The 23,437-nt window shown below is 67.4% G+C and carries 42 protein-coding genes, 1 tRNA gene and 1 pseudogene; 32 read left to right on the top strand and 12 right to left on the bottom strand.

The genetic code is table 11. The annotated features are described in order from the left end of the window. Positions 1-74: 74 nt before the first annotated feature. The 5 genes from ACZ6S0_RS51880 to ACZ6S0_RS51860 all read right to left on the bottom strand — a co-directional run bounded on the left by ACZ6S0_RS51880 (position 75) and on the right by ACZ6S0_RS51860 (position 2,669). On the bottom strand, positions 75-326 hold the full coding sequence (locus ACZ6S0_RS51880) for a hypothetical protein (protein WP_465928383.1): 252 nt from the start codon (positions 324-326) through the stop codon (positions 75-77). Between the two features lie 2 nt (positions 327-328). Beyond that, positions 329-697 (bottom strand): DUF6247 family protein, encoded by a 369-nt coding sequence (locus ACZ6S0_RS51875; protein WP_465928381.1) that lies wholly within the window; start codon positions 695-697, stop codon positions 329-331. Positions 698-971: 274 nt separating this feature from the next. After that, positions 972-1,262, bottom strand: a complete 291-nt coding sequence (locus tag ACZ6S0_RS51870; protein WP_465928379.1) for a hypothetical protein — start codon at positions 1,260-1,262, stop codon at positions 972-974. Positions 1,263-1,273: 11 nt separating this feature from the next. Further along, complete coding sequence (locus ACZ6S0_RS51865) at positions 1,274-1,582, bottom strand: hypothetical protein (protein WP_465928377.1); 309 nt, start codon at positions 1,580-1,582, stop codon at positions 1,274-1,276. Between the two features lie 304 nt (positions 1,583-1,886). Beyond that, positions 1,887-2,669 (bottom strand): GntR family transcriptional regulator, encoded by a 783-nt coding sequence (locus tag ACZ6S0_RS51860; protein ID WP_465928375.1) that lies wholly within the window; start codon positions 2,667-2,669, stop codon positions 1,887-1,889. A gap of 213 nt (positions 2,670-2,882) precedes the next feature. On the opposite strand from ACZ6S0_RS51860, the gene ACZ6S0_RS51855 reads away from it, so the two are divergent. Further along, on the top strand, positions 2,883-3,056 hold the full coding sequence (locus tag ACZ6S0_RS51855; RefSeq protein ID WP_465928373.1) for a helix-turn-helix domain-containing protein: 174 nt from the start codon (positions 2,883-2,885) through the stop codon (positions 3,054-3,056). 77 nt (positions 3,057-3,133) lie between these two features. Here ACZ6S0_RS51855 and ACZ6S0_RS51850 read toward each other — a convergent pair whose 3' ends face one another. After that, positions 3,134-3,889 carry an NUDIX domain-containing protein gene (locus tag ACZ6S0_RS51850; protein WP_465928371.1) on the bottom strand — a complete coding sequence of 252 codons (756 nt, stop codon included), beginning with the start codon at positions 3,887-3,889 and terminating at the stop codon, positions 3,134-3,136. 153 nt (positions 3,890-4,042) lie between these two features. Here ACZ6S0_RS51850 and ACZ6S0_RS51845 point away from each other — a divergent pair, with 153 nt between their 5' ends. The 31 genes and pseudogenes from ACZ6S0_RS51845 to ACZ6S0_RS51695 all read left to right on the top strand — a co-directional run bounded on the left by ACZ6S0_RS51845 (position 4,043) and on the right by ACZ6S0_RS51695 (position 19,803). Continuing rightward, on the top strand, positions 4,043-4,285 hold the full coding sequence (locus ACZ6S0_RS51845) for a helix-turn-helix domain-containing protein (RefSeq protein WP_465928369.1): 243 nt from the start codon (positions 4,043-4,045) through the stop codon (positions 4,283-4,285). Further along, the gene (locus tag ACZ6S0_RS51840) at positions 4,282-5,124 is read left to right on the top strand and encodes a hypothetical protein (RefSeq protein WP_465928367.1); all 843 of its coding nucleotides are present in this window, start codon (positions 4,282-4,284) and stop codon (positions 5,122-5,124) included. Before ACZ6S0_RS51845 ends, ACZ6S0_RS51840 begins: the two co-directional genes overlap by 4 nt. Positions 5,125-5,237: 113 nt before the next feature. Next, entirely contained in the window at positions 5,238-5,468 is a 231-nt protein-coding gene (locus tag ACZ6S0_RS51835; protein ID WP_465928365.1) for a hypothetical protein, read from the top strand. Then, positions 5,465-5,650, top strand: a complete 186-nt coding sequence (locus ACZ6S0_RS51830; protein ID WP_465928364.1) for a hypothetical protein — start codon at positions 5,465-5,467, stop codon at positions 5,648-5,650. Before ACZ6S0_RS51835 ends, ACZ6S0_RS51830 begins: the two co-directional genes overlap by 4 nt. Beyond that, positions 5,647-5,937, top strand: a complete 291-nt coding sequence (locus ACZ6S0_RS51825; protein WP_465928363.1) for a hypothetical protein — start codon at positions 5,647-5,649, stop codon at positions 5,935-5,937. The genes ACZ6S0_RS51830 and ACZ6S0_RS51825 overlap by 4 nt, the downstream gene beginning before the upstream one ends. After that, positions 5,934-6,386, top strand: coding sequence for a DUF3307 domain-containing protein (locus ACZ6S0_RS51820; protein WP_465928362.1), 453 nt, complete (start codon positions 5,934-5,936; stop codon positions 6,384-6,386). The genes ACZ6S0_RS51825 and ACZ6S0_RS51820 overlap by 4 nt, the downstream gene beginning before the upstream one ends. 89 nt (positions 6,387-6,475) lie before the next feature. After that, on the top strand, positions 6,476-6,712 hold the full coding sequence (locus ACZ6S0_RS51815) for a hypothetical protein (protein WP_465928361.1): 237 nt from the start codon (positions 6,476-6,478) through the stop codon (positions 6,710-6,712). A 176-nt stretch (positions 6,713-6,888) separates the two neighbouring features. Then, a complete protein-coding gene (locus ACZ6S0_RS51810; protein ID WP_465928360.1) occupies positions 6,889-7,056 on the top strand; it encodes a hypothetical protein in 168 nt (55 codons plus the stop codon). Between the two features lie 89 nt (positions 7,057-7,145). Continuing rightward, positions 7,146-7,307, top strand: coding sequence for a hypothetical protein (locus ACZ6S0_RS51805; protein ID WP_465928358.1), 162 nt, complete (start codon positions 7,146-7,148; stop codon positions 7,305-7,307). Further along, positions 7,304-8,707: a DUF2637 domain-containing protein gene (locus ACZ6S0_RS51800; RefSeq protein ID WP_465928356.1), complete on the top strand. Its 1,404-nt coding sequence runs from the start codon at positions 7,304-7,306 to the stop codon at positions 8,705-8,707. The genes ACZ6S0_RS51805 and ACZ6S0_RS51800 overlap by 4 nt, the downstream gene beginning before the upstream one ends. Then, complete coding sequence (locus ACZ6S0_RS51795) at positions 8,704-9,111, top strand: SsgA family sporulation/cell division regulator (protein ID WP_465928354.1); 408 nt, start codon at positions 8,704-8,706, stop codon at positions 9,109-9,111. Before ACZ6S0_RS51800 ends, ACZ6S0_RS51795 begins: the two co-directional genes overlap by 4 nt. A gap of 174 nt (positions 9,112-9,285) precedes the next feature. Then, positions 9,286-9,558 carry a hypothetical protein gene (locus ACZ6S0_RS51790; RefSeq protein WP_465928352.1) on the top strand — a complete coding sequence of 91 codons (273 nt, stop codon included), beginning with the start codon at positions 9,286-9,288 and terminating at the stop codon, positions 9,556-9,558. Continuing rightward, positions 9,545-9,979 carry a hypothetical protein gene (locus ACZ6S0_RS51785; protein WP_465928350.1) on the top strand — a complete coding sequence of 145 codons (435 nt, stop codon included), beginning with the start codon at positions 9,545-9,547 and terminating at the stop codon, positions 9,977-9,979. Before ACZ6S0_RS51790 ends, ACZ6S0_RS51785 begins: the two co-directional genes overlap by 14 nt. A gap of 11 nt (positions 9,980-9,990) precedes the next feature. Next, entirely contained in the window at positions 9,991-10,389 is a 399-nt protein-coding gene (locus ACZ6S0_RS51780; protein WP_465928348.1) for a hypothetical protein, read from the top strand. Further along, positions 10,386-11,240, top strand: a complete 855-nt coding sequence (locus ACZ6S0_RS51775; protein WP_465928346.1) for a hypothetical protein — start codon at positions 10,386-10,388, stop codon at positions 11,238-11,240. The genes ACZ6S0_RS51780 and ACZ6S0_RS51775 overlap by 4 nt, the downstream gene beginning before the upstream one ends. An 18-nt stretch (positions 11,241-11,258) precedes the next feature. Next, entirely contained in the window at positions 11,259-13,184 is a 1,926-nt protein-coding gene (locus ACZ6S0_RS51770; RefSeq protein WP_465928344.1) for a hypothetical protein, read from the top strand. A 10-nt stretch (positions 13,185-13,194) separates the two neighbouring features. After that, positions 13,195-13,434 (top strand): hypothetical protein, encoded by a 240-nt coding sequence (locus ACZ6S0_RS51765; protein ID WP_465928342.1) that lies wholly within the window; start codon positions 13,195-13,197, stop codon positions 13,432-13,434. 193 nt (positions 13,435-13,627) lie between these two features. Beyond that, on the top strand, positions 13,628-14,173 hold the full coding sequence (locus tag ACZ6S0_RS51760) for an NUDIX hydrolase (protein WP_465928340.1): 546 nt from the start codon (positions 13,628-13,630) through the stop codon (positions 14,171-14,173). 57 nt (positions 14,174-14,230) lie between these two features. After that, positions 14,231-14,491, top strand: coding sequence for a WhiB family transcriptional regulator (locus ACZ6S0_RS51755; RefSeq protein ID WP_465928411.1), 261 nt, complete (start codon positions 14,231-14,233; stop codon positions 14,489-14,491). Positions 14,492-14,576: 85 nt separating this feature from the next. Next, positions 14,577-14,765 (top strand): hypothetical protein, encoded by a 189-nt coding sequence (locus ACZ6S0_RS51750; RefSeq protein WP_465928338.1) that lies wholly within the window; start codon positions 14,577-14,579, stop codon positions 14,763-14,765. Positions 14,766-14,843: 78 nt separating this feature from the next. After that, positions 14,844-15,017, top strand: coding sequence for a hypothetical protein (locus tag ACZ6S0_RS51745; RefSeq protein WP_465928336.1), 174 nt, complete (start codon positions 14,844-14,846; stop codon positions 15,015-15,017). 85 nt (positions 15,018-15,102) lie between these two features. Next, on the top strand, positions 15,103-15,381 hold the full coding sequence (locus tag ACZ6S0_RS51740) for an HU family DNA-binding protein (RefSeq protein ID WP_465928334.1): 279 nt from the start codon (positions 15,103-15,105) through the stop codon (positions 15,379-15,381). A gap of 77 nt (positions 15,382-15,458) precedes the next feature. Then, a complete protein-coding gene (locus ACZ6S0_RS51735) occupies positions 15,459-15,647 on the top strand; it encodes a hypothetical protein (protein ID WP_465928332.1) in 189 nt (62 codons plus the stop codon). 69 nt (positions 15,648-15,716) lie between these two features. Beyond that, positions 15,717-15,944: a hypothetical protein gene (locus ACZ6S0_RS51730; RefSeq protein ID WP_465928330.1), complete on the top strand. Its 228-nt coding sequence runs from the start codon at positions 15,717-15,719 to the stop codon at positions 15,942-15,944. 97 nt (positions 15,945-16,041) lie between these two features. Further along, a complete protein-coding gene (locus ACZ6S0_RS51725) occupies positions 16,042-16,257 on the top strand; it encodes a hypothetical protein (RefSeq protein ID WP_465928328.1) in 216 nt (71 codons plus the stop codon). 7 nt (positions 16,258-16,264) lie between these two features. Further along, on the top strand, positions 16,265-16,414 hold the full coding sequence (locus tag ACZ6S0_RS51720) for a hypothetical protein (RefSeq protein ID WP_465928326.1): 150 nt from the start codon (positions 16,265-16,267) through the stop codon (positions 16,412-16,414). A 323-nt stretch (positions 16,415-16,737) separates the two neighbouring features. Next, positions 16,738-16,980 (top strand): annotated as a pseudogene (locus tag ACZ6S0_RS51715) (lamin tail domain-containing protein); the annotation flags it as partial. Between the two features lie 154 nt (positions 16,981-17,134). Continuing rightward, complete coding sequence (locus tag ACZ6S0_RS51710; protein WP_465928324.1) at positions 17,135-17,458, top strand: hypothetical protein; 324 nt, start codon at positions 17,135-17,137, stop codon at positions 17,456-17,458. A 55-nt stretch (positions 17,459-17,513) separates the two neighbouring features. Next, positions 17,514-17,933, top strand: coding sequence for a helix-turn-helix domain-containing protein (locus ACZ6S0_RS51705; RefSeq protein ID WP_465928322.1), 420 nt, complete (start codon positions 17,514-17,516; stop codon positions 17,931-17,933). Positions 17,934-17,989: 56 nt separating this feature from the next. After that, the gene (locus tag ACZ6S0_RS51700) at positions 17,990-18,910 is read left to right on the top strand and encodes a hypothetical protein (RefSeq protein ID WP_465928320.1); all 921 of its coding nucleotides are present in this window, start codon (positions 17,990-17,992) and stop codon (positions 18,908-18,910) included. A 263-nt stretch (positions 18,911-19,173) separates the two neighbouring features. Then, complete coding sequence (locus ACZ6S0_RS51695; RefSeq protein ID WP_465928318.1) at positions 19,174-19,803, top strand: HNH endonuclease family protein; 630 nt, start codon at positions 19,174-19,176, stop codon at positions 19,801-19,803. A 190-nt stretch (positions 19,804-19,993) separates the two neighbouring features. On the opposite strand, the gene ACZ6S0_RS51690 is transcribed toward ACZ6S0_RS51695, so the two are convergent. The 6 genes from ACZ6S0_RS51690 to ACZ6S0_RS51665 form a co-directional block, all read right to left on the bottom strand. Next, positions 19,994-20,209: a hypothetical protein gene (locus ACZ6S0_RS51690; RefSeq protein ID WP_465928316.1), complete on the bottom strand. Its 216-nt coding sequence runs from the start codon at positions 20,207-20,209 to the stop codon at positions 19,994-19,996. A gap of 136 nt (positions 20,210-20,345) precedes the next feature. Further along, a tRNA-Leu gene (locus ACZ6S0_RS51685) sits at positions 20,346-20,434 on the bottom strand. Positions 20,435-20,591: 157 nt separating this feature from the next. Then, a complete protein-coding gene (locus ACZ6S0_RS51680; RefSeq protein WP_465928314.1) occupies positions 20,592-20,942 on the bottom strand; it encodes a hypothetical protein in 351 nt (116 codons plus the stop codon). A gap of 9 nt (positions 20,943-20,951) precedes the next feature. After that, the gene (locus ACZ6S0_RS51675) at positions 20,952-21,317 is read right to left on the bottom strand and encodes a hypothetical protein (RefSeq protein ID WP_465928312.1); all 366 of its coding nucleotides are present in this window, start codon (positions 21,315-21,317) and stop codon (positions 20,952-20,954) included. A 164-nt stretch (positions 21,318-21,481) separates the two neighbouring features. Then, entirely contained in the window at positions 21,482-22,270 is a 789-nt protein-coding gene (locus tag ACZ6S0_RS51670; RefSeq protein WP_465928310.1) for a peptidoglycan recognition protein family protein, read from the bottom strand. Between the two features lie 602 nt (positions 22,271-22,872). Beyond that, positions 22,873-23,196, bottom strand: a complete 324-nt coding sequence (locus tag ACZ6S0_RS51665; protein WP_465928308.1) for an SPX domain-containing protein — start codon at positions 23,194-23,196, stop codon at positions 22,873-22,875. Between the last annotated feature and the right edge of the window lie 241 nt (positions 23,197-23,437).

The raw sequence follows: 23,437 nt of genomic DNA, 5'->3' as shown, positions 1-23,437 counted from the left end.
TCCGTCCCCGTCACGGGCGGAGGGCAGGGGTGGGTCCCGTTCTCGACTGGAGGGGCGAGAACGGGACCCACCCCTCACCTCAGCCAGATGATGCGAACGATGTAGACGTAGCGTCGCTCTTCCATCACCACGTAGGTGGCTAGGCCGTGGCCGCCGCCGAACACCTGCCTGCGCATGTTGCGGTCGGCATGTTCTCTCTTGTGGGGTTCCCCGCTCCATGGAGAGACCTCAAGAAGGGTCTGCAGTTCCATGAAGGCTGCCTGGCCCTCAGGTGGTAACGCGTCGCGCTCGTGTTCGGCTACGGGGTCGATGCCGACCTCGTACACGCCTAGTCGCCCTTGGCGATGCGCTCGCGGAGTCGCTGCTTGTACGCCTCGTCCACACGGACGGCGCCGGGCGGCATCTCGCCGCGCTCCAGGTACTCCATGGCGCGCTCCGCGGCCTGGATCGTCTCGGCGTACTCGTTCGGGTCGGCCTTCTGGTACGCGGTCCACCACCAGGTCTCTTGGAACTTCAGCACCGGGGTCAGGTCGTAGTCTCGCTTTGCCGTGTCGAGGGCGTGCCAGTACTCGCGGTCGAACAGGGCGTGGTCCTCAGGCGGGAGCGCCTTGCGGATGTTCTTCGGGCTGCGGTCCTCTTTGAGGGACTCTCTGATCTCGTCCGGCGTCCGGTGGCGGCCGTGCGGCTGAGCGGTCATCGCATGCTCTCCCTTCCCCTCTTGCGAGATTAGCCTCCCTCCCGCGAGGAACTCCACCTTTCGAATCGCCACCGTCGAGACTGTCGAGCGGCCGGAAGATAGCTCCCCTGCGACGCAGGTAGTTGGCGACTTCGCGTTCGTCTCGACCGATCAACCACAGCGCGATAGGGGCCGCATCGACCACCCTGCCGTCGCGGACCACGATGGCGAAGGTCGCTTGGGGCAGCGAAACCCAGATCCATCGCCCGTCCCATGACGGGACCGCCATCGGCTGCTAGTCCCGATCGTCGTCGGGTTCGTCGTCCGCGACGATGCTGAGCACCTCGAAATGGTTCGGGTAGTCGGGCTGGCCGGTCGGCCACATGCGAACGAGGACGTACAGGCGTTCCCGAGGCTGGACGATCGTGATGGAGTCGTCCGACTCATCCTTTGTGCAGTAGAACCGTATGCCGTTCAGGCCGTTGCTTGCCCAGTCCAAAACCTCGGCAACCAGCTCACGATCTTTTGGTGCCGCTCGCGATCTCCATGCGGATACGATTTCTGCGCCGTGGGGCGTGAGTGACAACCTCGCCATTGTTACTCCCGCAGCAGTTTGATGACGTCGTCGACTTCCACCTCCTCCCCATGCTTGATCGGACCCTTTGGGGCGTTCCGGATGTCCTGAACGACCTGCGGGTTTGATCGGAGGTGAACCGTCACCTCAACACTCTCAGCCAGTTTCTTTAGGTGGTCAATGTCACCCGTCCGAGAGTATTTCGCGATTCCTTCGTACATATTGAGAACGAGTGAGCGACGTTCGTCTTCATTCATCATGTCGAACATAGTCGCGGCTCGCCGAACGTCCTCCGCAACGAGAGCATCGTTCGCGTTAGTGTGAACATCCATTACGTCGATCTCCTTTCGGCACCACGTGACGCCGGTACACCGTAGGACGCTCGAACTCTTGATCGGGAGTACCTGCCTCGAAAGTGACGCCCGGATTCGGCATTGTCAACCGAACCGAAAGGTGGAATTTTGCAAGCCGCGATGGTCAGACCGGAGGCTCACCGACGTAGCTGATCCGCCGGCGGTCAACGTCAGGCGTCACGACCCCCAGCCCAGCCGGGTCCTCGCCGCACCCTTTGGGACTCATCAGGAGTGCGGTAAGTGCCAAGACGGCGGCTAGCCGTGATCCCACCGAAAGCCCTACTCAATCCGGGATGTCGAACTCGTAGGACCACACGAAGCGCGACGCTGAATGGACGCCATGCGCGTACTCGACCACCCTGCCATCGACTGTCCGCGTGGTGCGATGCACCTCCACAATGGGCTCGCCGGGCAGAAGCTTCAGCTTCGCGGCCTCCTCGGCGGTCGGCATGCGGGCAAACAGATCCTCTACCATCCGGCGAGGTTCAAGGCCCCGCTCCGCGAGAATCGCGTACCCGCCCCCGCGTCCGGCGATCCCAGGGCGTGGGTCCGCGATGGGTGTGCCGTCGACATCTTCGGGTCGGTAGTAGCTGGTCATCGTGTGGGTGGGCTGATCGTCGCTGGTTACCAAACGGTCGCGCTCAACGACCTCGGAACCCACTTCGACCCCAAGCGCCGCTGCGACCTGTTCGCTAGCGGGCACCCGCTTGATGCTCTGCGTCTGGCTGCCCTGGCGAGTGATCGTGCTTCCATCGCCGCTCTCGTCCTGATGGGCCTCGGTCGTGGTGACCGCCCAGCGTGACCGCGCGTAGCGGTGTGGGCCGACGCGCCGCACCTGGTGAGCCTCACGGACGTACGCGCCAGAGCCGTAGCGGGTTCTGATGAGCCCCTCGGTGCTGAGTTGAGCAATGGCCTTTGATGCGGTGTTGCGGCTCACGCCGTACTGCTCAGTGAGATCACGCACGGTGGGCAGTTTCGCGCCAGGGCCAAACCGCCCGTCGGCGATGGCTGCGCGGAGGTCTGCGGCGATACGACTGGCAGAACCAGTCTGCGGCTCGGGGCTCATGGCCCAACATTAACAAATTGTCGTAGGCCAATTTCAAGATTCCAAAGCATCCTAGGCCAATCCCCTTGACAGCACACAAGCATCCTATGATGCTTCATCATAGGATGCTTTCCCCGGGATTCCCGGGGATCCCGCACCGACTCACGTATGTCCGATTTGGGGAGGTTTGCTTTGACGGCCAGTCACACCGACAGGACGCCTGGTGAGCCCTGGATGCCAACCCGTGCCGTCGCGCGCCGTTGCGGCGTCACCGACGAAACAGTCCGCGACTGGAGGGAGTCGGGCAAGCTCAGCGCAAAGCGGACCCCTGGTGGCCACTACCGCTTCGACCCCGTCGAAGTAGACGCGCTGCTGAAGGACGCCACCGATGACGAGGTGGCGGTGTGATGCGCGCCATCTCCCCGGACACGCTGAGGGCGGCCCGCTCCCGCCAAGGCTCAGGCCGCCCGTGTGTCCTCACCCCGCTACGAACCGGTTCCGAGCTGCTCCTCCACATACGCGTGGACGGGCTCGAACACTCCGGGAAGCAGTTCGCCCAACTCGGCAAGACTGATCCACCTAACCTCTTCCAGCTCGTCGGGGTCACCGAGGACCACATCGGCGTTGCCCGTAGGCGAGCATGCGAGGTAGATCATGGTTCGGCCGGTCCTCGGGTGGACCCGACGCGCGATCTCGCGTTCGGCCGCCACGACACGGAGGCCCGCCTCTTCCTTGACCTCTCGGATGGCCGCATCCGCAGCGGATTCGCCGGCCTCGATTTCACCCGCGATGAAGGTCCAGGGCGGGGTGCCGTCGTTGCGCTTCCCGACCAACACGCCTCGCTCGCACGTGACGATCGCAGCGACGACCGGGGGACGCTCTGGCTTGGTGGCTTCTTCGGGCACGTGCTCGATCTCCTCTGCTGCGGTGCGGGCCAAGGTGATGCGTCGGCGGATCTCCGCGACAATCGCGTCATCGTCGAGGTCGGCCGGGTCGGCGAGGACGACAATCTGGGTGACGCCCCCCTCGGCAGCGTTGATCACACCGGACGCGACCAGCGCTTCGGCTACTGGGCGTTCGTAGGCGCGGGCAAGCCGGATCACGACCTCAGCGCTGGGAGTGGCTCGCTCTGCTTTCCAGCGCCACACCGTGACCTTGTCGACACCTGCGGCGGCTCCGATCGCCACCTGCGTCGCGCCGCCGCTGATGCGCTCAACGTACTGCCACCAAGTCTCTGTCACGCATCCAGCATATATGCATGGATGCAGCCATTCCAGTCCGATTTCTCAGATCTATTGCATGGATGCAGTCATGACGCTAGCGTCGATTACACCAATGCAGTCACAGGGCACGAGGTGACTGCACCGATGTCAACAAGGCATGGAGTTGCGGTCATGGCGACCCTCGTCTTACGGGGCGACAAGTTCAACGCTTACCGCCGACTCGCCGGTCTGCACACCGACGCCAGCCTGGCCCGCAAGATCGGCGTCGATCCCATCACCGTGTACCGCGTCCTCAACGGCAAGACCGCAATGTCCGCGCGTTTCATCGCGGGAATCGTGGACGCCTTCGGGGTCGATCTGTTCGCCGACCTGTTCGAGGTTGTGTCCGACGAATCCGCGCAGGAGTCGGCGTGAACGAACTCGCTCTGATCCAATCCCAGGCAGTCCGCGCCGACCATGCTGGCCGCGTCGACGTTCTCGACAGGGTCAAGGCCCTGAGCCTGCTGCCTGACGGCGTTCACGCCACCACCGAGATGGTCGCCGCCTACTTCGAGGTGACGCCTGAGTCGATCGACCAGATCGTCAAGCGCAACCGGGAAGAGTTGGCAGGCAACGGCTACAAGGTCATGCCCCGCGCCGAGTTTGAGAGTGTCATCGGTGACACCCTCGAACTGTCTCCACAGACCCGGCGGGTCGCCGTCTTCAACCGCCGCGCGATCCTCAACGTCGGGCAGATCCTCATCGGCTCACAGGTGGCCAAGGACGTTCGGGCGTACCTGCTGAACGTGGAAGGGATCGCCACTGCGGCCCAGCGCTCGGAAGCCGTGGGCATGGTGGAGCTGGCCAAGTCTCGGATCGAGCTGCTCGGCGCGGCGATCCACTACCTGGACGAGGCTTGGGTCAAGGCCAAGATCCGAATCCAGGTGGCAATCGGTCTCGGCGAAGAACCTGAGATCGAGCACGACGAGATGCCGCTGTACGTGCCCGACTTCCTGAAGGAGAAGGGTCTCACTCAGGCTCAGATCAAGTCGGCGCAGTCCTGGTTCGGACGGCGCATCGTCAAGGTCGCGCTCGCCGAGCAGCGACCGATGCCCGCCAAGCGCGCTGAGGACACCACGAGCGGCGCAGTCCGGGAGACGTACGCCTGGACGCGCAAGGACCTGCCTCTCTTCGAAGAGGTCTGGGACATGTACTACGCGGGCGAGTATGCGCGCGACGAGCAGGCCGACCTGTTCGCCGGGAGTGACGCATGAACTGCCCACGTCTTTCCCCGGACATGCTCCGGGCGGCCCCTCACTGCCAAGTTCCGGGCCGCCCGTGTGTGTCCCCCATGACCGGTCAGAGTTACGGAAGGACAACGCCCATCATGGCACACCATCTCGCTGGCGCCCTCACGGATGCCGAGCGCGACCGGGTCGACAGCGTGGCCAACACCATGCTTCACACCGCGCTGGAGATCGTGCAGGCCGCCAACGAAACCGCGCTGGGAATCCTCGGCGACGCCCACGAACTCTGCGCGGCGACCGGCACTGAGCTTCCCCCGTCGGCGTCTGAGCTGCTCGCCTACCTGCTCCCCCGTCAGGCGGTGTCCCGGTGAAGACCCGCACCCTTGACGAGATCAAGGCCGTGACCGATGAGGTCAACAGCCGCATGAGCCACCAGCCGAAGCGGCGCGGATGGATACCCGCCCCGCCGAAGTTTGCCATCGACACGCTCGCCTGCACCAACCCGTCCTGCACCAACCCGCGCTGCTCCTGCTCGAAGGGAAGCCAGCGATGAACAGCACCGAGACGGAACTCCTCCGCGACGAGCTGGACACCCTCGCTGTCGCCGCCCAGCACGCCGACGCGGCGGAAAAGTGGCTGAACCTGGCCACTGAGCAGATGGAAGACGTCGACAACCGCCAGTACGGCCGGCGCAGCGAGGAACTCGTGCTGCGCTTCGCCGCCCTGAACCTGAAGCGGGCGCAGACGGCCGCGCTGCTGGCCATCGCCCACGAGTTGGCCGCCCCTCGCTGGTGGCAGCGGAAGCTCCGCCGCACCCTGCGCAAGGCAGGCGCCCAATGACTGTCCATTACGCCGCCGTCATCACGTTCCCCGCCGTGTTTGCCTCCCTGTATGCCGCCCACCACGTGGGGGATCACTGGGTGCAGACCCACCGGCAGGCGTGCACGAAAGGCGAACCCACGCGGGCGGGCCAGCGAGCTTGCCTGTGGCACGTGTTCACACTGACCCTGACCAAACTGGCCGCCCTCTACATGCTCGTGTTCGTCACCGGGCTGCCGCTCACCTGGTGGACGCTCTTCGCCGGCCTGCTGCTCGACGCCGCCACCCACTACTGGGCGGACCGCCGGTACACCCTCAAGGCGCTCGCTGAGCGTCTCGGCAAGGGCGACTACTACAAGCTCGGGCTCCCCGAAGCGGCCCCATGCGGGACCGGAGCGTACGCGCTCGACCAGTCCTGGCACGTGGGCTGGCTTTTCGTCGCCTCGCTGATCATCGCGGCAGGTGCCTGATGAGACCGGCCCGGCTGCCGCCCCACACCCAAAGCCCGCGGCAGCCGGGCCCCTTCTACTCCCCCCTCGCCCTGAAAGGAGCGACCAACGTGGCCACCTGGGACACGGACGACAACGGCGAACTGAAGTGGGCCAACACCACCGAGGGCCGCGGCATGGAGATGCACGTCGCCTCACACAGCCTGACGAAGCTGACCGCCAAGTTGACCCGCGACGCCAGCAACCAGCGCGACTACCGCGAAGCCTGCGACGAGTCCGAGCTGGGCGAGCGCGCCGCCAAGGCGCTCCGCATCGAGAACTTCGGCCGCCCCCTCGACCGACGCTGACCCCCTACTCCCCCGCCCGCGGGCGTGTCCCGGAATCCAACCCCAACGTCTCGGGGCGGGGGGACCACAACCGAACACCAGCCCGACCGGACCCGCAAGGGGCCGCCGGCATCCCCCAGGGAGCAAGCCCTGGGCGGGCACGCGAAGCACCCCACACCCAGAGGAGATCGCAACTGATGGCTTTCACAGATAAGGGCGACACCTACGACGACGCCACCCGCACCATCACCTGCGCCGCCTGCGGCACCGACACGCCCTACGGCAACGCCTTCGCGGACACCGTCTGCGGGTGCGGGCGAGTCCTCAACGGCGTCGGCCGTAGCAACGAGCCCGACCTGAGCTAGCCCTCCAAGATCCCCCCGCCCTGTGGGAGCACCTGTACACGCACCGGGCGGGGGTTCCACCCCCTGACATTCGATTGAACGGACCCGCCATGAAGCCGACCGACCCGCCGCCCGAGGGCGACCCGCTGTCCGAGGACCTCGCCCGGTTGAACGACTGGCAGGACGCCCTCGCAGCCATGGGACAACCCGCCCCCTGCGAGGCCGAGGCGACAGAGGGTCCGGAAGACGACGAAGACCGGAGCGCGCCGTGAACAACACCGAGCACATCGAGCGGGTCAACGGCTCCGCTCCCTCCCCGCCTCCCGTGAAGCCCACCAGGGCAGAGCGCCTCACCACCGACGCCGCCGCCAAGGCGGAACGCGACCGCATCCTCGACGAAGCCCGCCGCGACCGGGAACGCCGCGCGGAGCAGTGGGCTGCCGAGCGTGACGAGCTTCGCGAAGCCCGCCGGCGCAGCCGCAAGACGCGTAACGCGTACGTCCGCGGCGAGCGGATCGCCGCATGGCAGTCCCGCGCACGGCAGTGGTGGCACGCGTTCGTCATGGTCGGCGCGATCGTCGGCGTGAACATCGTCGCCGTCGCCGGCCAAGTGACCGCCTTCCAGGCCGATCCATTCGGGTGGCCTGCTGCGGGCGCGTTCGGCGCCGCGGCGGTCATCGAGTCCATCGCCATCTACGTCGGATGGCACGCCCACGTCGCCCTCATCGAAGGCGACAGCCTGTTCCGGCTGCGCACGGCCTCGTACCTGATCGCGGCCGGGGTCGCGGCACTCAACTACCACCACTACGCGCCCGGCTGGGAGTTGGACGATCGAGCCGTCATGTTCGGCGCCGCGTCCCTGCTGTCGCCGTGGCTGTGGGCGATCCACTCCCGGCACGTGCACCGCCAGGCCCTTCGTGCGAACGGCCTGATCGACCCCCGCGCCCCCAAGTTCGCGGCACTCCGGTGGCTCCTCCATCGGGCCGAGACCTGGCAGGCACTGCGGTGGGCCGTGCGGCACGGCGAGCAGTCCCCGGCCGCCGCGATCCTCGCGATCCAGACCGACGAGACCACGGACGAGGCCAGGCGGCTTCTCGCCGGTACGCGTGACGGGCTGGTGGGCGCGCAAGCGGCTCTGATCCGCGCACAGGCTGACGCTCTGGAGGTCGCGCGTCTGTGCGCAGCGTACGACGACGAGCACAACGAGGCGGCGACCATCGCGGTCCGTCAGGCCCTCCCGGTGTACCCGGTTCCGGCGATTCAGCAGGCCATCGAGGTGTCTGACGAAAAGCACACCGAGTCGACGATCGAGGAAACAGCGTCGGACACGGAGAGCGTCGAGGACGAGTGCACCGGCGACCCCAGCGAGCATGCCCCTGACGGCACCTCCGATGCTGGCCGGGATCGCCCCGACGAGCAGGACAATCGCACCGCCGAGAAGTGGATCCGCGACCGTATGCGTGCGGGCCGCGTCCCCACGCTGAGCGATGTCGCCGACAAGTACAAGTTCAGCCGGTCCTGGGCTCGGTCGCGAGTACAGACAGCGCGCGACCAGATGCAAGCGAAGGGGTTCGTCTTCCGTCCCGGGAACGTCGTCGTTGCACCTGCCGAATCGTTCTCTTCGAAGGACACCGAGCCGGACGCTTCGGAGACGGCGGAGGTGTCGGCGTGAAGACCAACTTCGTGCACCGGCCGGCGTTGTTGTGGGTGACGGATCGCCATGACGGGCAGCCGTACGCGGCCTCGCTCGTCTACCGGCTGTCGGACCCGTTCGCTGTCGAACTCGTGCTCCCGCGCGGCCACGGCCGCAACACGGCCAAGGTCCTGTTCGGCAGAGCTGTACTCATCGACGGCCTTGAGTGGCCAACCGGTGAGGGGGCCGTGCGGATTGAGCCGCACATCGTCGACAGCGACTACATCACGCTCACGCTGGCCGTCGATGGCCGCCGCCGGGAGCTGTATGCGGAGCGGTCGACGTTGGAGGCGTTCGTCGACGAGACCTTGCGGCTGGTGCCGCTCGGCAGGGAGAAGGACCTGATCGATCTCGATGGCTGGCTGTTGGAGGTGACGTCGTGAACGTCACTCGCCGTGACACCCGTTCACATCGACAGCCGAGAGCGAGCGGAGTGCGTGACCGCCTGCGGGGGGAGCCTCTACGCGCCTCCGGGTTACGTAACGCGCACGGGTGCGTAACGCGCGCGTGATTCTAGCACCCACCCCTGACCGTGACTTTCTGTAACGGAGGAGTCCTTGTCTCAGAAGCGCCCGACCGGCCCCCAAGCCCGCCGAAGCTTCCACGAGAACCGCATCGGACGCGAGAAGAACGGCGTCCTGCGGTTCTGGTGGGCCGCCTGGTGGGCGGTGGCCGAACTCAAGCATCTGGGCCGCCGGGACACGGCGAAGGCACACGAGCAGGGACTTGCCCTGGCCGACCAGCTCGCAGCGTTCGCGCGCGGGCTCAACGACCAGCACCACGCACACCTGATGGCCCAGAGAGGGGGAAAGAACCGTGCCAGCGCCTGACCTGTTCAAGCTCAGCCTGCCGGACGAGCCGGAGCCGGAGGCGGGCGAGGTGGTGCCGTTCCCCAACTCTGCTCCTCTCCCCGCGCCGCAAGATGAACCCGCCATGCCGGTTCGGCAGCGGCTGGTCGAACGCGTCTCCCCGGCGGTGGAGCGGTTCGCGACCGGCTGGCGTACCGCGTGGGTCGGCGACGGACTGCTCGGGATGCGTCCCCGGCCGGTCGCGGACCTGGCCCGCCAGTTCTGGACCTCTCCCCCGCCGTACATCCGGGACGCGCTGATCCTGCGCATCCCGTACGCGATCTACGGGGCCCCAGTCGTCGCCGTGACCGCCGCGGCGCACGTACTGCTGTTCATCGTCAGCTACCCCAGCGTGCTGGCCGGCACCGGCCTGCTCGTCCTGTTTCTCGGCCTCTTCCTCTGAAAGGACTCTTCATGATCGGCGTCATTGTGGGCGGGCTGTTCGCCACCGCCGTGTTCCTCTACCCAGCCCTCCAGCTCAAGAAGCGCGGCAAATGGCCTGCCGTGATGGGCATTCTGATGTTCCTTGCCGGGCTGGGCCTGGTCGGGGTGGCCGTCGCGCTCACCCAGTGGGTCACCAGCATCACGTCCGTGTTGATCGTCGGCGGGATCGCGCTCGTCCTGTTCGCCGGGATTGCCGTCGCGACGGTCGCCGACGTGTCGGACAAGAGCATCGATCACCCGTGGAACCTGTTCGTGCTGCCGCCCCTGGCGGCCGTCGTGTTCATCACGGGTGGCACCACCATCGGCTACCTGACGGACCTGGTGCGGCAGAACACCTCCACTCTCACCTCTCAGATGGACACGCGGTGATCCTTTTCATTCTCGCCCTGGTCATCGCTGCGGTCGTCTGCGGCGTCGCCTGGCGTCGCCCGGACGCCCGAGCCGCCCTTGATGGCGCGTGGCAGGCCGGCAAAGCGCAGGCGGTCCGCGAGTTCCGCGACGGCTACACCTACGCCCAGCAGAAGCTCCGCTCAGGTGAACCGCGGTGGATCAACCCGCGTCGGTGGGCGTCATGGGCCCTGGCCGGCGCGTACGGGGCCGCCAAGACGCTGTCTGCGGCCAACCGGGTCCGCCGGGAGGCGTGGCGCGGCGGACGGGCCCAGTACGACGCGTGGAAGGCCGCCCAGCCGGTCGATGCCGAGATCGTCGTTGAGACTGAGGACGCCGTTCCCGCGCCTCCCGACCAACCGGAGACGGGCAACCCGCCTGTCACCAGCCGGGCGATGTGTCCAGGCTGCGGCACCAACCACAGGGCCACCATCCCCAGCAACCAGCACGAGGTCTGGGTCGTCTGCCTGTGCGGCTTCGAGATCGTCTTCTACCGCGAGCCGAACGACCCGCCCGACGACTCGGACACGCAACCAATTCCCGCCGTCTCCGACTCCGAGGAGCCGGAACCGCACCACCCACCACAGGAAGGAACCGAAGTGCAGACCGAAGCAACCGGCCTCACCAGCTACGCCCACGCCCACCAGCAGTTCGCCGCCGAACTGCGCGACCAGATGAGCGGCAGCGAAAGCCTGGCCGCCTCGATGACGTCCATCCTCAACGAGCACTCCGACTTGATCGGCGACACCGCCGTCCTGATGGACCTGCTCAGCCAGGCTGCGGGAGTCGCCGACCGCATCGCCAGCCGCGCCATCGAAGTCGCGAACAACTGACCCTCCCGGGAGAAGCCCATGTCCAGCCACGACACGGCGACCGCGCCAACTGCGGAAGCAGACCCTCAGGCCCCGCCGAATCGGGCCGACGTGGTGCTGCGTACCGCGCGCAAGGTTGCCCACCACGAGCGGGGCAAGCTCGCGCTGCTGCAGCCCGTGGCGTGGCTGGCTGGCCTTCACGTCACCGCGTGGGCGGCTGACGCCCTGGATGCGCACCCGCTCATCCGCGCCACGGTGATTGCCGCCACCGCGGTTGCCGTGCTCGGCAACGCCGAGCGGCGCGGCCAGGACCTGCCACTCGTGCCAGTCGCGGCCTGCGTGTTGTGGTCGGCGGGGGCGAGCGTGTTCGGCCCGTACGGGTGGATGGCGATCCTGCTGTGGATTGCGGGGATCATCCTTGCGGTCCCGTTCTGGGTGGGCGTACTGCGCCGCCCGCACCCCCAGCCGGCCGCACGCAAGGAGCGGACCTCGGGGCGCACCACTGCTGCTGCCCCATCCGAGGTGGCGCTGTGGGAGAGCCGCGTCGTTCCCAACCATCAGGCGTACAAGCTCACCCGCCTGGAGCAGGTCGAGCCGGTCCCGGATGGATACACCGGCATCGTGGTCGGCGAGCGTGGCGCGACCCGGTTCAGCCAGTTGTCCAACGCCGCGGCGGTGGAGACAGTAGCGTCCGCCAACGGCGTCCACATCTCCCAGGTCGCCGTGGAGGAGTCGGACGACCGGGACACATCCCGCGCCCGAATCACCGTGATCCGGTCGGATGCGAATCTGCAGGGCACCGTGTGGCTGGAAGACGCTGGCGCGGCGATCGACCTGGAGACGGGGATCGCGCAGGTAGGCCGGTTCTTCGATATGGCTCCCGCCCACCGCCAGTTCTGGACCAAGTCGGGTGGCGCGCAGATGTGCGTCATCGCCGGCGACACCGGCTCAGGCAAGTCCAACCATGTCGCCGCGACGCTCGCGCTGGCGCACCGCTGCCGCCTCATTGCCACCTCCCTGCTGGATCCGCAGTCGGGCAGTTCGCAGCCGGACTGGTCTGGCAAGACCCACCTGTACGGCGAAGGCCACGAGGAGACGTTTGAGTACCTGCAACTGCTCGATTTCGTCATGACACGCCGCGCCGACTTCGTGGCGCACAGGCCGTGGGGGGACGAGCACGGCCGTGAACGGCGAGGCAAGCCGTTCCTGCTGCCGGGCGACCCGGACATGGACGGCATGAGCATGATCCTTGTGTGTGTCGAGGAGTTGAAGCTGTTCCTTGACGGCCCGTTCGGCAAGCTCGGCTTCGAACTGCTGGGTACGGGGGTGCGCACCTGGCGTAAGGCCGGCGGCGGGCTGCTGGTGGTCAACCAGAACCTGGGGTTGGACAACTTCGGCAACAGCCAGTCGTTCCGGTCCAACCTGCTGTCCGGCGGCAGCCTCACCGCACTGCGCACCGGATCAAGTACAGACCACAACATGGTCGGCCTGCCCGCGGACCCGAGCAAACTACCGGAGCGGTTCCGCAACAAGGACAAGACGCACGGGCTCGGCTACCTCACGGGTGTGGACTGCCGGCCAGCGGCGACGGCCCGGATGATGCCGGTACGGGACGCATTCGGCATCGCCTCCGAGCCGGCGGCAGGCTCTCTCGGGGAGCGCACGCTGGCCTGGATCGAGGAGTACCACCACCACCGGGCCCGCGGTCGCGAGCCCAGAGAGGTGCCGTCCTCGCAGCCCACGTCTCAGCGGTCGCGGCCGACATCCGGCGATATTCGAGCGGCAGTCGAACAGGCGCTGCTGTCCGGCCCCAAGGAGGTCGGCGCCGTCTGTGTCGCCGTCCGCCGCCAGCTCGGCGATGGCACCCCGCTGGCGGAGATCCCGGCTGCGCTGCGCGCTCTCACCAAGTCGGGCGCCGTACACACGCGAAATGACCTCTACCACCTGTCCCCCGCGAACGCTTAGGAGGCCCCGAATGCCGCGACGACCGTCCGGATCCGACTATCTGGAATCCGCCCACGACTGCCTGGACGCGCTGGCCAAGGCCCGCCGCGAAGAGGACTGGCCGAAAGTCGCCGCCCTCGCCTCCGCAGCGCAGGCATACACGGCGATGGCGCACCTCGGCTTGCAGATGCTGGCGTTGCCCGGTGCCGCCCTCGCCGGGAAACAGGGCCAGCGCTGGCAGGAAGCCGCAGGCGTCGAACCCGCCAAGTAGTGGAGCGCCCGTTGCGGCTGCCCGCCCCGTCCTCGGGCGGGGCGAGTGGCCGGAGCGGTCAGCTTCACCCCGACACGAAGGCAACTGGAAGCCGCTCCCCCAAGGTGGGCGCGCACAGCCGTGGACCTATCCGCCAAGACCGGCCACACCTGTACGCGCCCACCACCCCCAATCCCACGGAGGCACCCCCATCATGTCGAAACGCTGCGACAACGCCAGCGTCGGCGTTCTCATCACCGACGCCCGGAACCGCTGGCTGATGCTGGAACGAGCCACACCGCCAGCCGGTATCGCGCCCCCGGCGGGCCACGTCTTCGACGACCACGACGGCTACGAGCAGGCCGCACGCGCTGAAGTCGCCGAAGAGGTCGGCTTGATCGTCACCTCGCTCGAACTGCTGCCCGTCGGCGGATGGCGGCCCAACCGCTGCCGCCGCGACACCGGATTGCGCGGCATCGGCCACCAGTGGCAGATCTACCAAGCCACCGTCACCGGCAGCCTCGTCCCCTCGCCGCGAGAGGCCCGCACCGTTCACTGGCTGACCAGGGACGACTTGCAGCGGCTCGCCGAGCGGACCACGCAGTACGCGCTCGGCCACGTGACCGCCCGCGAGTTCCGCAACGAGCCCGGCCTCGAACCCGTCTGGGCGCGGTTCCTCGATCAGCTCGGCCTCATCACCATCGCGCCCGGCGACCTGGTCCACGTGGACCGGCTGTCACGCCTCCCGGCGGAGGGCTGACTCGTGGAGGTGCTGGGCGACATCCAGACCGACTCCGCGAGCGCCGACCTCGTTGGTGTGGTCAGTCTGTTCGCCGAACTCGAAGCGATCGCGGCCCTCGACGCGTGGATGTCGGAGGGCCTGTGCACCCAGACCGACCGCGACGTGTTCTTCCCCGTCAAGGGATCGTCCCCGAAGCGGGCGAAAAGGATCTGCAGCGGGTGCGAGGTGCGGGACCGGTGCCTGCAGTACGCGCTGGACAACCACATCCCCTACGGCGTCTGGGGTGGACTCACCGCCCTTGAGCGCCACCGCCTCTCCCTCGCCCTCCAGCGCTGACGTTGCGGGTGCTCGCTCCGGCTCTTTCCCCAGGGGCCGGGCGGGCGCCCGGAGCAGCCAGCTCCACGAGACGAAGGAGATCGACATGGGAACGACGAAAGAGCCTGCCGGGCGGGCGTTCACCAAGCGGGGCCGTGAGCGTAACGCCCTCCAGAAGATCGTCAACGAGACCGGGACCGAGGCGAAGGACCTGACGTACGTCGAGGACAAGCGCTCCGGGACCGCCAAGGTCGTTGGCAGCGACAGCACGGTCAGGGGCCGCTTCTCCTGGTAGCGCTGAGGTCGCGGATCCCCGCCCGTCCACCGCCGGGCGGGGAGTCCGGAGCAGAGCGCTCCACGAAAGGAGATGGCGATGAAGAACAGAGTCAACTACCGAACCGCTGGCGGAAGCACCGTCACCTGGGAGAAGAACTCCACATTCACGCACGACTTCGGCCCGGCAGGGTGCGACGGCTGCGGTTGGACGAGCGGTCACGTCGATCCTGGGACGGCCCAGGCGCATGCCCGCGACTGCACCGCCTACTGACCGCTGACGTTGCGGGTGCTCGCCCTCTCGTGGGGGAGGGCGAGCGTCCGGAGCAGCCAGCTCCACGAGCAGCAAGGAGATCAGCATGAACAAGTCCCAGCTCATCGACGCCATCGCCGCCAAGTCCGGCCAGAGCAAGGCCGCCGTCACCGCCATGTTCAACGCGACCACTGAGGTCGTACAGGAGGCGGTCGCCAAGGGCGACAAGGTGACCGTCCCCGGCTTCGGTTCGTTCGAGCGGCGCTTCCGGGAGGCCCGTACGGCGCCGAACCCGCGCGGCGGCGCCCCGGTGCCGGTCGCGGCGAAGCACGTGCCGACGTTCCGGGCGGGCACGACGTTCAAGCAGGCCGTCGGCGCCGCCTGACTCCTGATGCGTGGTGGCCCGGTCCTGGCGCGGCCGGGCCGCCCGACCCCTCATCCCTACGCAGAAGGAGTGCCAGCGTGAGCAAGAAGACAAACATCGCCAGCAGCCGCTACATCCCATCGGACGGCAAGGACGGCCCGGTCATCCCTCCTGGCCGCAAGGACGAGCCGCAGCCAAAGCGGCCCGCCGACCCACCGCGCAAGCCCGGCAAGGGCGGCCGGGTGTTCGCGGCGCACGAATCCATGCTGGCCGAGCTGCTCGGCTGATTCCTCCGGCGGTGGCCGGGTCGTGTACGGGCTGGCCGCCACCCTCACCCCAACCGGAAGGAGGCCGACGTGGGCCTGTTCAACAGCAGGAAGACAAGCAAACCCGTCCCGTCGCCGGTGCGGCGGGACCAGGTGCGCAAACTCCTCAAGCTCGGCATGGCGTGGTACGAGGGCGACCCCGACGGCGACGAGTTCGAGGCGAACCGGGATCGGTATTACCAGGCGCTGGCGAAGAGCACTCAAGCGGAGATCGACTTCGTAGAGGCCGCTCTTGAACGGCACGGCTACCCGCCATAAGGCCGGTGGGCGCTTTGTACACAGGCCCGCCGGGAAGGCGCGGGTGCGAAGCAGCATCCGTGAAGCAACGGAAGACGACCGACTCGAAAGGAGCAGCATGATGAGCAAGCTCACCAAGATCTTCCGCACCGAGGCACACCAGACCGTCACCTTCACGTATGACTCGGGCGAGTCCCAGAGCGACTACATACCGCTGCACGGCCGCGGGGTGTGGACATGCGGCGGCTGCACAGGCCACGGCACTGGCGAGCCGTTCCAGGCGCAGCAGCATGCCGCCCGATGCCGGAAGACCAGCGCCGGAGACGGCAGGTAGGGGGACGATGTTCGACGACGACCCGAAGTACCAGGCGCTGCGCAGGCTCCGCGAGGAGGAGGGCTACGACGGCCCTCTTGACCAGGACGACCGGAAGGTGGGTCCGCTCGATCCGAGAGCGCAGGTGCTGGACGCGCTGCGCAGGACGGGGGCGTGATGGCCGACGCCGGCGCGATCACCCTGGTAGAGGCCATCGCCTTCCCGTATAGATCCGGTCTCCACATGATCCTATGACCGGTCATATGACGCCGCCCCTCACGCTGGAACTCCAACCACAACCGTGAGAGGCGACGATGAGACGACGACCACGCAGGCCAGAACGACTCGACTGGACGGTGCTGGCGCGATTAGCGGCGGCCCTGGCCGACCTGGCGAGAACGATCCTGACCACCCTGGAGTAGCGAAGAGCCCACCCGCCCTCAGCAGCAGGGCGGGTGGGCTCGCTCGCAAACGCCCACTACATGCCGTTCTGTCCGGTTCTCTGCGTATGCTGTGCGCGTGAGCACCACCTGGCGCGGCCCCCGCTTCACCTTGAAGGCAGGCAAGAGCGTCACCATCCGCTCGGGACAGGGCAGCGACTCCTCCACCACGCTGTTCTGGCAGCGCAAATGGTACGTGTGGAACAACGACGGCGACGCGGCGGGCATCTACCGGGCGTCGGATCTCAAGAAGGTCGACACCTGCTCGTGGGGCAGCGCTGGCGACTGGACCGCCTGCAAGTAGGCGCCCATACGAAAGGCCCTCGCCCCCGTGCCCATTCGGCGCAAAGGAGCGGGGGCCTTCTTCGTCAACCCCCTTGCGCTTCGTAATTTGCGAAGCTAGTGTGGTGGCAAGAGGTTACGGGAACAGCCCGAGACCCCACCGGAAGGAACCGGCCATGACCACCACCACCTCGTACGGCACCTGGAACAACCGCGTCGCCCCCTACAGCGCCGACTTCGAGACCTACGTCATGGAGGCGTTCGGCAGCGAGGGCACCGACGGGTTCGACTTCGACACCATCGTGGCCGACTACCGCGACGCCATCAACGACGCCCTCCCCGACGGCGTGAGCCTGTGCGGCAGCGAGTTCATCGGCCCGTACGAGAGCCAGGACTGGGCGGCGGCCGGATACCCCACCGACGAGAACAACCGGCTCGACGTCAGGGAGATCGTCGAGGGCATCGACTTCTGGGAGATCACCGCCCGCCACCAGATCTGACCGCAACCACCTCAGCCCCCGGCTCATGTCGGGGGCTTCCTCATTGGAGTCGCACGTGACCGAGCACGCCTACACCGACCCGCCCGGCATGCCAGAAGACGAGCGGATGACCGACGCCGAACTCAAGGTCGTCCGCGAGTTCCTCGGCCTGTCCCTCCAGTGGCTCGCCGACCACCTTGCCGTGTCGCTGCGCACCGTCCAGCACTGGGAACAGGGCAAGTACGCCATCCCCGACGGCGTCCGGCTCGCTGTCGAAGGGCTGGAGAAGGCGGCGGCCCAGCAAGTGACCGCAGCCGTGAAGATGTTGAACGACGCCCCGGAAGCCGTCATGGCCATTCCACGTCACGACGCCGACTGCCCGCCTGAGTGCCCATGGCCGCCCTCCTGGCACCGCGCCATAGCCGCCCGTATCGCCGAGGAGGTGCCAGGGCTCTCCATCGTCTACAGCGACACAATCTCACCGACTGGGGGGTGAGCCCGCCATCGGCGCGCTTCACCGCAGAACGGGGCGCTGACCATACTGGAGGCAATATGGCGTCGCGCCGCGACGCGCAGTTCGGTGGCGCGGCCCGGTGGCGAGGCTCGCTGCTGGCCGCCCTTGCCGAGGGGCACCGCATGACTGCCGCCTGCAAGATCGCCGATGTGTCGCCTCAGACAGTCGCAACACATCGCACCAAAGACCCCGAACTGGACACAGCCATCAAGCAGGCGATGGGCAGTCTCGACGGGCGACGCGGAGCCGCACCCGCCAACACCGCATGGCACGAGCAGTTCCTTCTCCACCTGGAGCAGAGCGGCCAGATCAGGCACGCGCTGACGCAGGTGGGCCGCAACCCGGAGATCCTCCATCAGCACCGCCTCGCCGACGCCGCCTTCGACAGCCGCGTCAAGAGCATTCTCGCCCAGCACGCTGCGGTCAAAGACGAGGAATGGCGGGAGGCCAGCCGTAGGCTCCTGGAGCTGGTCGCCTCTGGGCTGCCGTTGAAGCGTGCCGCCGCAGAATGCGGGATCACCCTGAAGAAGCTGGCGCGGCGCCGCGCACTCGGCCGAGACCTCGACAGGAACATCGTTGCCGCCATCGAGGCTTCGAAGCGCGGGCAACACGAACGGCGTCTCGACGCGTGGCAAGCCCCATTCCTCGCTGCTCTCGCAGCAGGCATGAACATGCGAGACGCCTGCACCTCTGCGCACGTCACCTTCAGCAGCATGTACCGCGAGCGACGGACGAACCCCGACTTCGAGGCCCACGTGCGCCAAACCTTGCAGGATTCAGGGCGCGGATTCGATCACGAGGCACGCCGGATGCTCCTGGTCCGCTTGCACCAGGGAAGGGGCCTCGATGAGGCGCTGGCGGCGGCGGGTGTCACCAGAGAACAACTCGATGAGGCACGCGGGGCCGATCCGCGACTGGCCGCGAAGCTACACCCATACCTCACCGAAGCTGAAGCGTGAGCACGGGCAGCCCCACAACACCAAGAAGCCCCCGCTCCCCGCGCCGGGTCGGCGACGGCAGAGCGGGGGCTTTATGTTCTCTGTCCCGATTCTGCTCGACGGTCCGCCGGCGTTACAGGCGACACGCCCAAAACTGCAGCTCACAGGCTGTGTCATGACGCCATCGCGGGCGTGTTATCGATTTGAGATCTTCGCTTCTGTCTCCGCCTCGCATCCGCGACCAGGCAGAACGCCCGGCCTCGAGACGGGACAGAAGGGCCGCCATGCGCCGTATCGCTCTCCCCGCCGTCACCGCCGCCGCTCTGCTTCTCCTCATGCCGCTCGCCGCGAGTGCCGCCCCCGCCGGCCCGCCCGGCATACCTACCGTCGTAGAGGCCCGGTCCGAACTCGCCGCCGTCACCGTCGCCGACGAGACCAACGCGAGCACCTACGACCGGAAGAAGTTCATCCACTGGGCCCGCATTCAAGGCGAATGCGACGCCCGCGAACTCGTGCTCATTCGGGACGGCGAGGGCGTCGAAACCGATCACCTGTGCCGCATCACCTCGGGCACCTGGACGAGTCCATACGACGGTGGCGTCTGGACAGACCCGCAGGACATCGACATCGACCACATGGTCCCGCTGTCCGAGGCGTGGAGGAGCGGCGCCTGGGCGTGGACCACCGAGCGACGCAAGGCGTTCGCCAACAGCCTCGACGACTCCCAGCTCTGGGCGGTCACGGACAACGTCAACCAGGCAAAGGGCGACAAGGACCCCAGCATTTGGCGACCGCCGCTGGAGTCCTTCTCCTGTGAGTACGCCAAGAGCTGGGTCGACGTGAAGCACGACTGGGGCCTGACCATGCAGGCCACCGAGAAGGAAGCGCTCATCGAAATGCTCGCCACCTGCTAAAGGGCGAGACGCCGTACAAAGCGAAGAAGCCCTCCGCCTCATCCGTGAGGACCAGGCGGAGGGCTTCTCGTTGCAGGGCGACGGCTCCAGAAGACGTCTGCTGTCGACGATACGTTCGGTCAGTTCTCTTCGGTAGCCGTAGGGCTCATCGAATCGGAAGCGGCCTTCTCCGTCTTGAGGCGCTCCAGCCTTACCAGTACAGCCACTTGGCGTGGCCACGGTGCCGGGTCGGCTCAGGCTCCTCGCCACGCAGCAGGGCGAGCCTCACGCGCTGGCGTGCCCGGCGCTCATAGATGTTGCAGTCCTTGCCGACGCCGGCGTAGGAGCCGCCGTAGTGGAGCCAATGCGCCGCCGGCCGGTCCTCCTTCTGGATCCGGTAGGGCATGGTGTTGTCCGTGCGGGACACCGCGGGTCCTGTCTAGGCCCGCCAGACGGCCTGGCGTGGCCCTAACAGTCCGCACCTGAGAAGCGTCCACTCATACGATCACCGTACCGAAACGGGAGAAGGGCCGGGCCACCCGCAGGTGGCCCGGCCCGTTCGTCGCTCTCGACCGGATTCGAACCGGCGTTTCAGCCAGCAGGGAGCCAGGCCCTACTGCGGCCGCGTCCTCGGCCACTAGACGACGAGAACGACCCCGCCGCTATGCCACTGTCGCGGGTGCCGCAGCGTCCTGCGGCAGAGGCGGACATCCCCGACTATCCCCGAGGGGAAGAGGTGGCCTCCACCTCTTATCGCCGAGACGCTGTTGGACACCGGACTCAGGCGATGCCTTCCTCCGGCCCCCAGGCTAGCGCTGATCGACCGGCCCGGAGGTCGGAGTCACGTTGGCCCGCAGCACCAGCGCCAGCACGATCGACAGGGCCGTCACGGTGGCGCCGATCTGCTCCGGACTGAAGTTCAGCCCGAACCCGGCGACCGCGGCCATCACCGTGGACACCGCGCCGGTCAGCGCCGAGACGACGAACGGGCGGGTCATCACCGCGACGATCGCAGCGAGAGCGCCGGACGTCACCGTGGAGACCGCCGCCACCTGCACCTGGGACAGGTCCAGGCCGTACGCCACCAGCAGCGCGACCAGGGCATTGACAGCGCCCAGGATGACCGCGGGCTCCTGCCCGAATAGCGTGACCTTCTTCATGCCGTCTCCTCAGGACGCCGGAGTGGTGCAGGTGAGGGTGGACGTCGCCGCGGCCCACGTGCAGTTCCTCGCGGGCTGGCTGTCGAGGACGAACTTGAACGCCTCATCGAAACCGCGGCCCGCCTTACCGGTGGCGCCCTTCGGGCCGGTGGCGACCGACGTCGGCAGGGTCACCTTGGCCTCGCCCGACCGACACTTGCCGAACTGCGACTTGGCGACGTTCTTCGGCTCCAGCAGGCGGACTGCGCCGGTCTTGGTGGAGGCGCACGCGCCGACCGCCTTCGGGGGCGCCGCGGCGGACGCGGTGGCCACGCCACCAACGCCCAGCGTCAGCAGGGCAGCGGATAGGACGATCGCGCTCTTGGAGATGCGCATGGTGAGGATGCTCCTCTAACAGGGGAAATACGAAGGGCGGCCCGCATCCGGCAGGCCGCCCTGGAGAACCCCGCAGGGTTCAGTTAACTTCAGCTCCTCCGCAGACTCGGGACACTGCGGAAGTCTCGATAGGTCTGGCCACCAACGGGCGAACAGGCCGTCGCTCACGCAACCCGCAGCAGGACGGGCCACGTCGCCTTGCCAACGATTCCGTCGTCCTTCAGCTTCTCGCGGCGCTGGAACGCCTTCACGTCCTCGCTGAGGGCCGCGTCGAACTTCGTGGTCTCCAGCCACGACCGCAGGCCCGCAGCGCCGCCGTACACCTTGTCGTTGAGACCTCCACGGGCGAACAGGTTGGCTCTGACGGTCTTCACGTCGTACGAGTCGTCACCTACGCCGAGAGTCGGCAGGGTCTTCACGATGTCCTCCGTCCACGAGGTGGTGTCAGCGGGTGCGGTGTCCGAGGGCTTCTTGGCAAACGTGCCGTTCGTCACCAGCCGGTACAGCCTGTCTCCTGGGCACGAGGTGCTGTAGAAGTCCCGGTGGCCTTTCACCAGGGGCCCGACGCCCTTGTCCATGAGCCACGCCCGCAGTTCCCGCACCGCGTTTATCTGCTTCGGGGTAGGGTCCTCGCTCGGGCCGGACATGAGGGTCACGCTGTAGTAGGTGGTGTTTCCGGACGGCTGCGCCGCCTGAGCCCGGTTCAGCCCGCGGCCCTCGAACACGCAGCCGTGCGGGCAGGCGCCGAACGAGTAGCCAATGTCGGCCCACCCGCGACTGGAGCCCATGTGGAACCGACGCGTGTTCTTCCAGTAGGTGACGCACGCGGAGTGCGACTGGTCGGCAAGATTCTGGTTGGACCCGTCGTAGTGGATGACCAGGCCGCGGGTCGGGTTGGCGTAGGAGGCGCTGGAGGCTCCCCAGCCGAACGCGGAGCGCGTGACGAGTTGCATGGGTCAGCCTCCCGGCTTGCAGGTGTAGGTGGTGGATCCTGGTTCGGTCGGCGTGCACTCGTGCGTGATGCCGAGATGATCGGTGTACGTCCAGCCGGTCGGGGGCGGCCCCGTGGGGCCGGGTGGCCCTGGGACGGTGGAGTCCTTGCCGTCCACCCCGTCGCGGCCGTCTTTCCCGGCTTCTCCTCGCGGGCCTGCCGGACCGGTAACGGTCTCCCCTGGTTCACCCCTAACGCCAGGGCTTCCAGCCACTCCAGCGGGCCCAGCAGGGCCCACAACTCCGTTGCTCCCGTCGCTCCCGTCTCGGCCAGGTCGACCAGGAGAACCGCTCGGGCCGGCCGGTCCCTGAGGGCCAACAATCGTCTGGCCAGGCGGTCCCGTTTCTCCGCGCTCACCAGGCGGGCCTGGGGACGGCGACACGAGGGGAACCCCGCCGAGATCCTCGACCTGCTCGCTGAGGATCTGCCGGTCTTCTTCCGCCTCGCGGACACGCTCCCCCAGCGCGTTGACCTCGACCGACACCCACAGGCCGAGCACGGCGACGATCGCGGCAATGGCGATGATCAGCCAGTTGCGGCGCACCCTGCGCACATGGTCACCCATCAGGCTCCGCCCTTCGCAGCGAGCCAGATCTGAACCACGATGGACACCATCATGAACAGCGCAGGCAGCAGACCTGCGTACACGGCCTGGCGGACGTTCGTGCCGCGCTTCTCCGTGGCTGCGTCGATGGACGCCCTAAGCGCCTTGATCTCGTCAGCGACAGTTCGCCGCAACTCGTCGACGTCGCTCTCTACCTCGGTGAAGCGGCGTTCGGTGAGCCGTTGATCCGCCGTGTACTCGGCCCGTTGCACGAGTTGGGCGAGCATCGCGGTCAGCCCGTCAAGGCGGCGGGTGAGTTCGCCCAGGGTCGGCTCATCGGCCACATCGCTCCTCGCCGGGAAAGTGGATAGGGGGGTGCCGCCCGTCCGCACCCAGCCACGGGCGGCACGATCGGGGATGTCAGGTGGATAGCCAGCGCATTTCGAGCTGGCCGCCGTAGTGGCCGCTGTCGGGGTTCAGTCCTGCGAGCTGGTCGGCCGAGGGCCATTTCCTGGCGTGGACGATGAGGTAGTCGCCGGCGGTCAACTGGATGATTGCGGCGGCGGTGTGGCTTTCGGAGGTTTG

Source organism: Nonomuraea sp. NPDC051298 (genome assembly GCF_055586305.1).
The sequence above is the reverse complement of the archived record's forward strand: the minus strand, read 5'-3'. Positions and strand labels throughout refer to the sequence as shown.

Coding starts and splice junctions, on each gene's coding strand:
- ACZ6S0_RS51875 (WP_465928381.1), bottom strand. CDS start 697: ATGACCGCTCAGCCGCACGGCCGCCACCGGACGCCGGACGAGATCAGA.
- ACZ6S0_RS51865 (WP_465928377.1), bottom strand. CDS start 1,582: ATGGATGTTCACACTAACGCGAACGATGCTCTCGTTGCGGAGGACGTT.
- ACZ6S0_RS51860 (WP_465928375.1), bottom strand. CDS start 2,669: ATGAGCCCCGAGCCGCAGACTGGTTCTGCCAGTCGTATCGCCGCAGAC.
- ACZ6S0_RS51855 (WP_465928373.1), top strand. CDS start 2,883: ATGCCAACCCGTGCCGTCGCGCGCCGTTGCGGCGTCACCGACGAAACA.
- ACZ6S0_RS51845 (WP_465928369.1), top strand. CDS start 4,043: ATGGCGACCCTCGTCTTACGGGGCGACAAGTTCAACGCTTACCGCCGA.
- ACZ6S0_RS51835 (WP_465928365.1), top strand. CDS start 5,238: ATGGCACACCATCTCGCTGGCGCCCTCACGGATGCCGAGCGCGACCGG.
- ACZ6S0_RS51825 (WP_465928363.1), top strand. CDS start 5,647: ATGAACAGCACCGAGACGGAACTCCTCCGCGACGAGCTGGACACCCTC.
- ACZ6S0_RS51820 (WP_465928362.1), top strand. CDS start 5,934: ATGACTGTCCATTACGCCGCCGTCATCACGTTCCCCGCCGTGTTTGCC.
- ACZ6S0_RS51810 (WP_465928360.1), top strand. CDS start 6,889: ATGGCTTTCACAGATAAGGGCGACACCTACGACGACGCCACCCGCACC.
- ACZ6S0_RS51805 (WP_465928358.1), top strand. CDS start 7,146: ATGAAGCCGACCGACCCGCCGCCCGAGGGCGACCCGCTGTCCGAGGAC.
- ACZ6S0_RS51780 (WP_465928348.1), top strand. CDS start 9,991: ATGATCGGCGTCATTGTGGGCGGGCTGTTCGCCACCGCCGTGTTCCTC.
- ACZ6S0_RS51770 (WP_465928344.1), top strand. CDS start 11,259: ATGTCCAGCCACGACACGGCGACCGCGCCAACTGCGGAAGCAGACCCT.
- ACZ6S0_RS51765 (WP_465928342.1), top strand. CDS start 13,195: ATGCCGCGACGACCGTCCGGATCCGACTATCTGGAATCCGCCCACGAC.
- ACZ6S0_RS51760 (WP_465928340.1), top strand. CDS start 13,628: ATGTCGAAACGCTGCGACAACGCCAGCGTCGGCGTTCTCATCACCGAC.
- ACZ6S0_RS51750 (WP_465928338.1), top strand. CDS start 14,577: ATGGGAACGACGAAAGAGCCTGCCGGGCGGGCGTTCACCAAGCGGGGC.
- ACZ6S0_RS51745 (WP_465928336.1), top strand. CDS start 14,844: ATGAAGAACAGAGTCAACTACCGAACCGCTGGCGGAAGCACCGTCACC.
- ACZ6S0_RS51740 (WP_465928334.1), top strand. CDS start 15,103: ATGAACAAGTCCCAGCTCATCGACGCCATCGCCGCCAAGTCCGGCCAG.
- ACZ6S0_RS51725 (WP_465928328.1), top strand. CDS start 16,042: ATGATGAGCAAGCTCACCAAGATCTTCCGCACCGAGGCACACCAGACC.
- ACZ6S0_RS51720 (WP_465928326.1), top strand. CDS start 16,265: ATGTTCGACGACGACCCGAAGTACCAGGCGCTGCGCAGGCTCCGCGAG.
- ACZ6S0_RS51710 (WP_465928324.1), top strand. CDS start 17,135: ATGACCACCACCACCTCGTACGGCACCTGGAACAACCGCGTCGCCCCC.
- ACZ6S0_RS51700 (WP_465928320.1), top strand. CDS start 17,990: ATGGCGTCGCGCCGCGACGCGCAGTTCGGTGGCGCGGCCCGGTGGCGA.
- ACZ6S0_RS51695 (WP_465928318.1), top strand. CDS start 19,174: ATGCGCCGTATCGCTCTCCCCGCCGTCACCGCCGCCGCTCTGCTTCTC.
- ACZ6S0_RS51680 (WP_465928314.1), bottom strand. CDS start 20,942: ATGAAGAAGGTCACGCTATTCGGGCAGGAGCCCGCGGTCATCCTGGGC.
- ACZ6S0_RS51675 (WP_465928312.1), bottom strand. CDS start 21,317: ATGCGCATCTCCAAGAGCGCGATCGTCCTATCCGCTGCCCTGCTGACG.
- ACZ6S0_RS51670 (WP_465928310.1), bottom strand. CDS start 22,270: ATGCAACTCGTCACGCGCTCCGCGTTCGGCTGGGGAGCCTCCAGCGCC.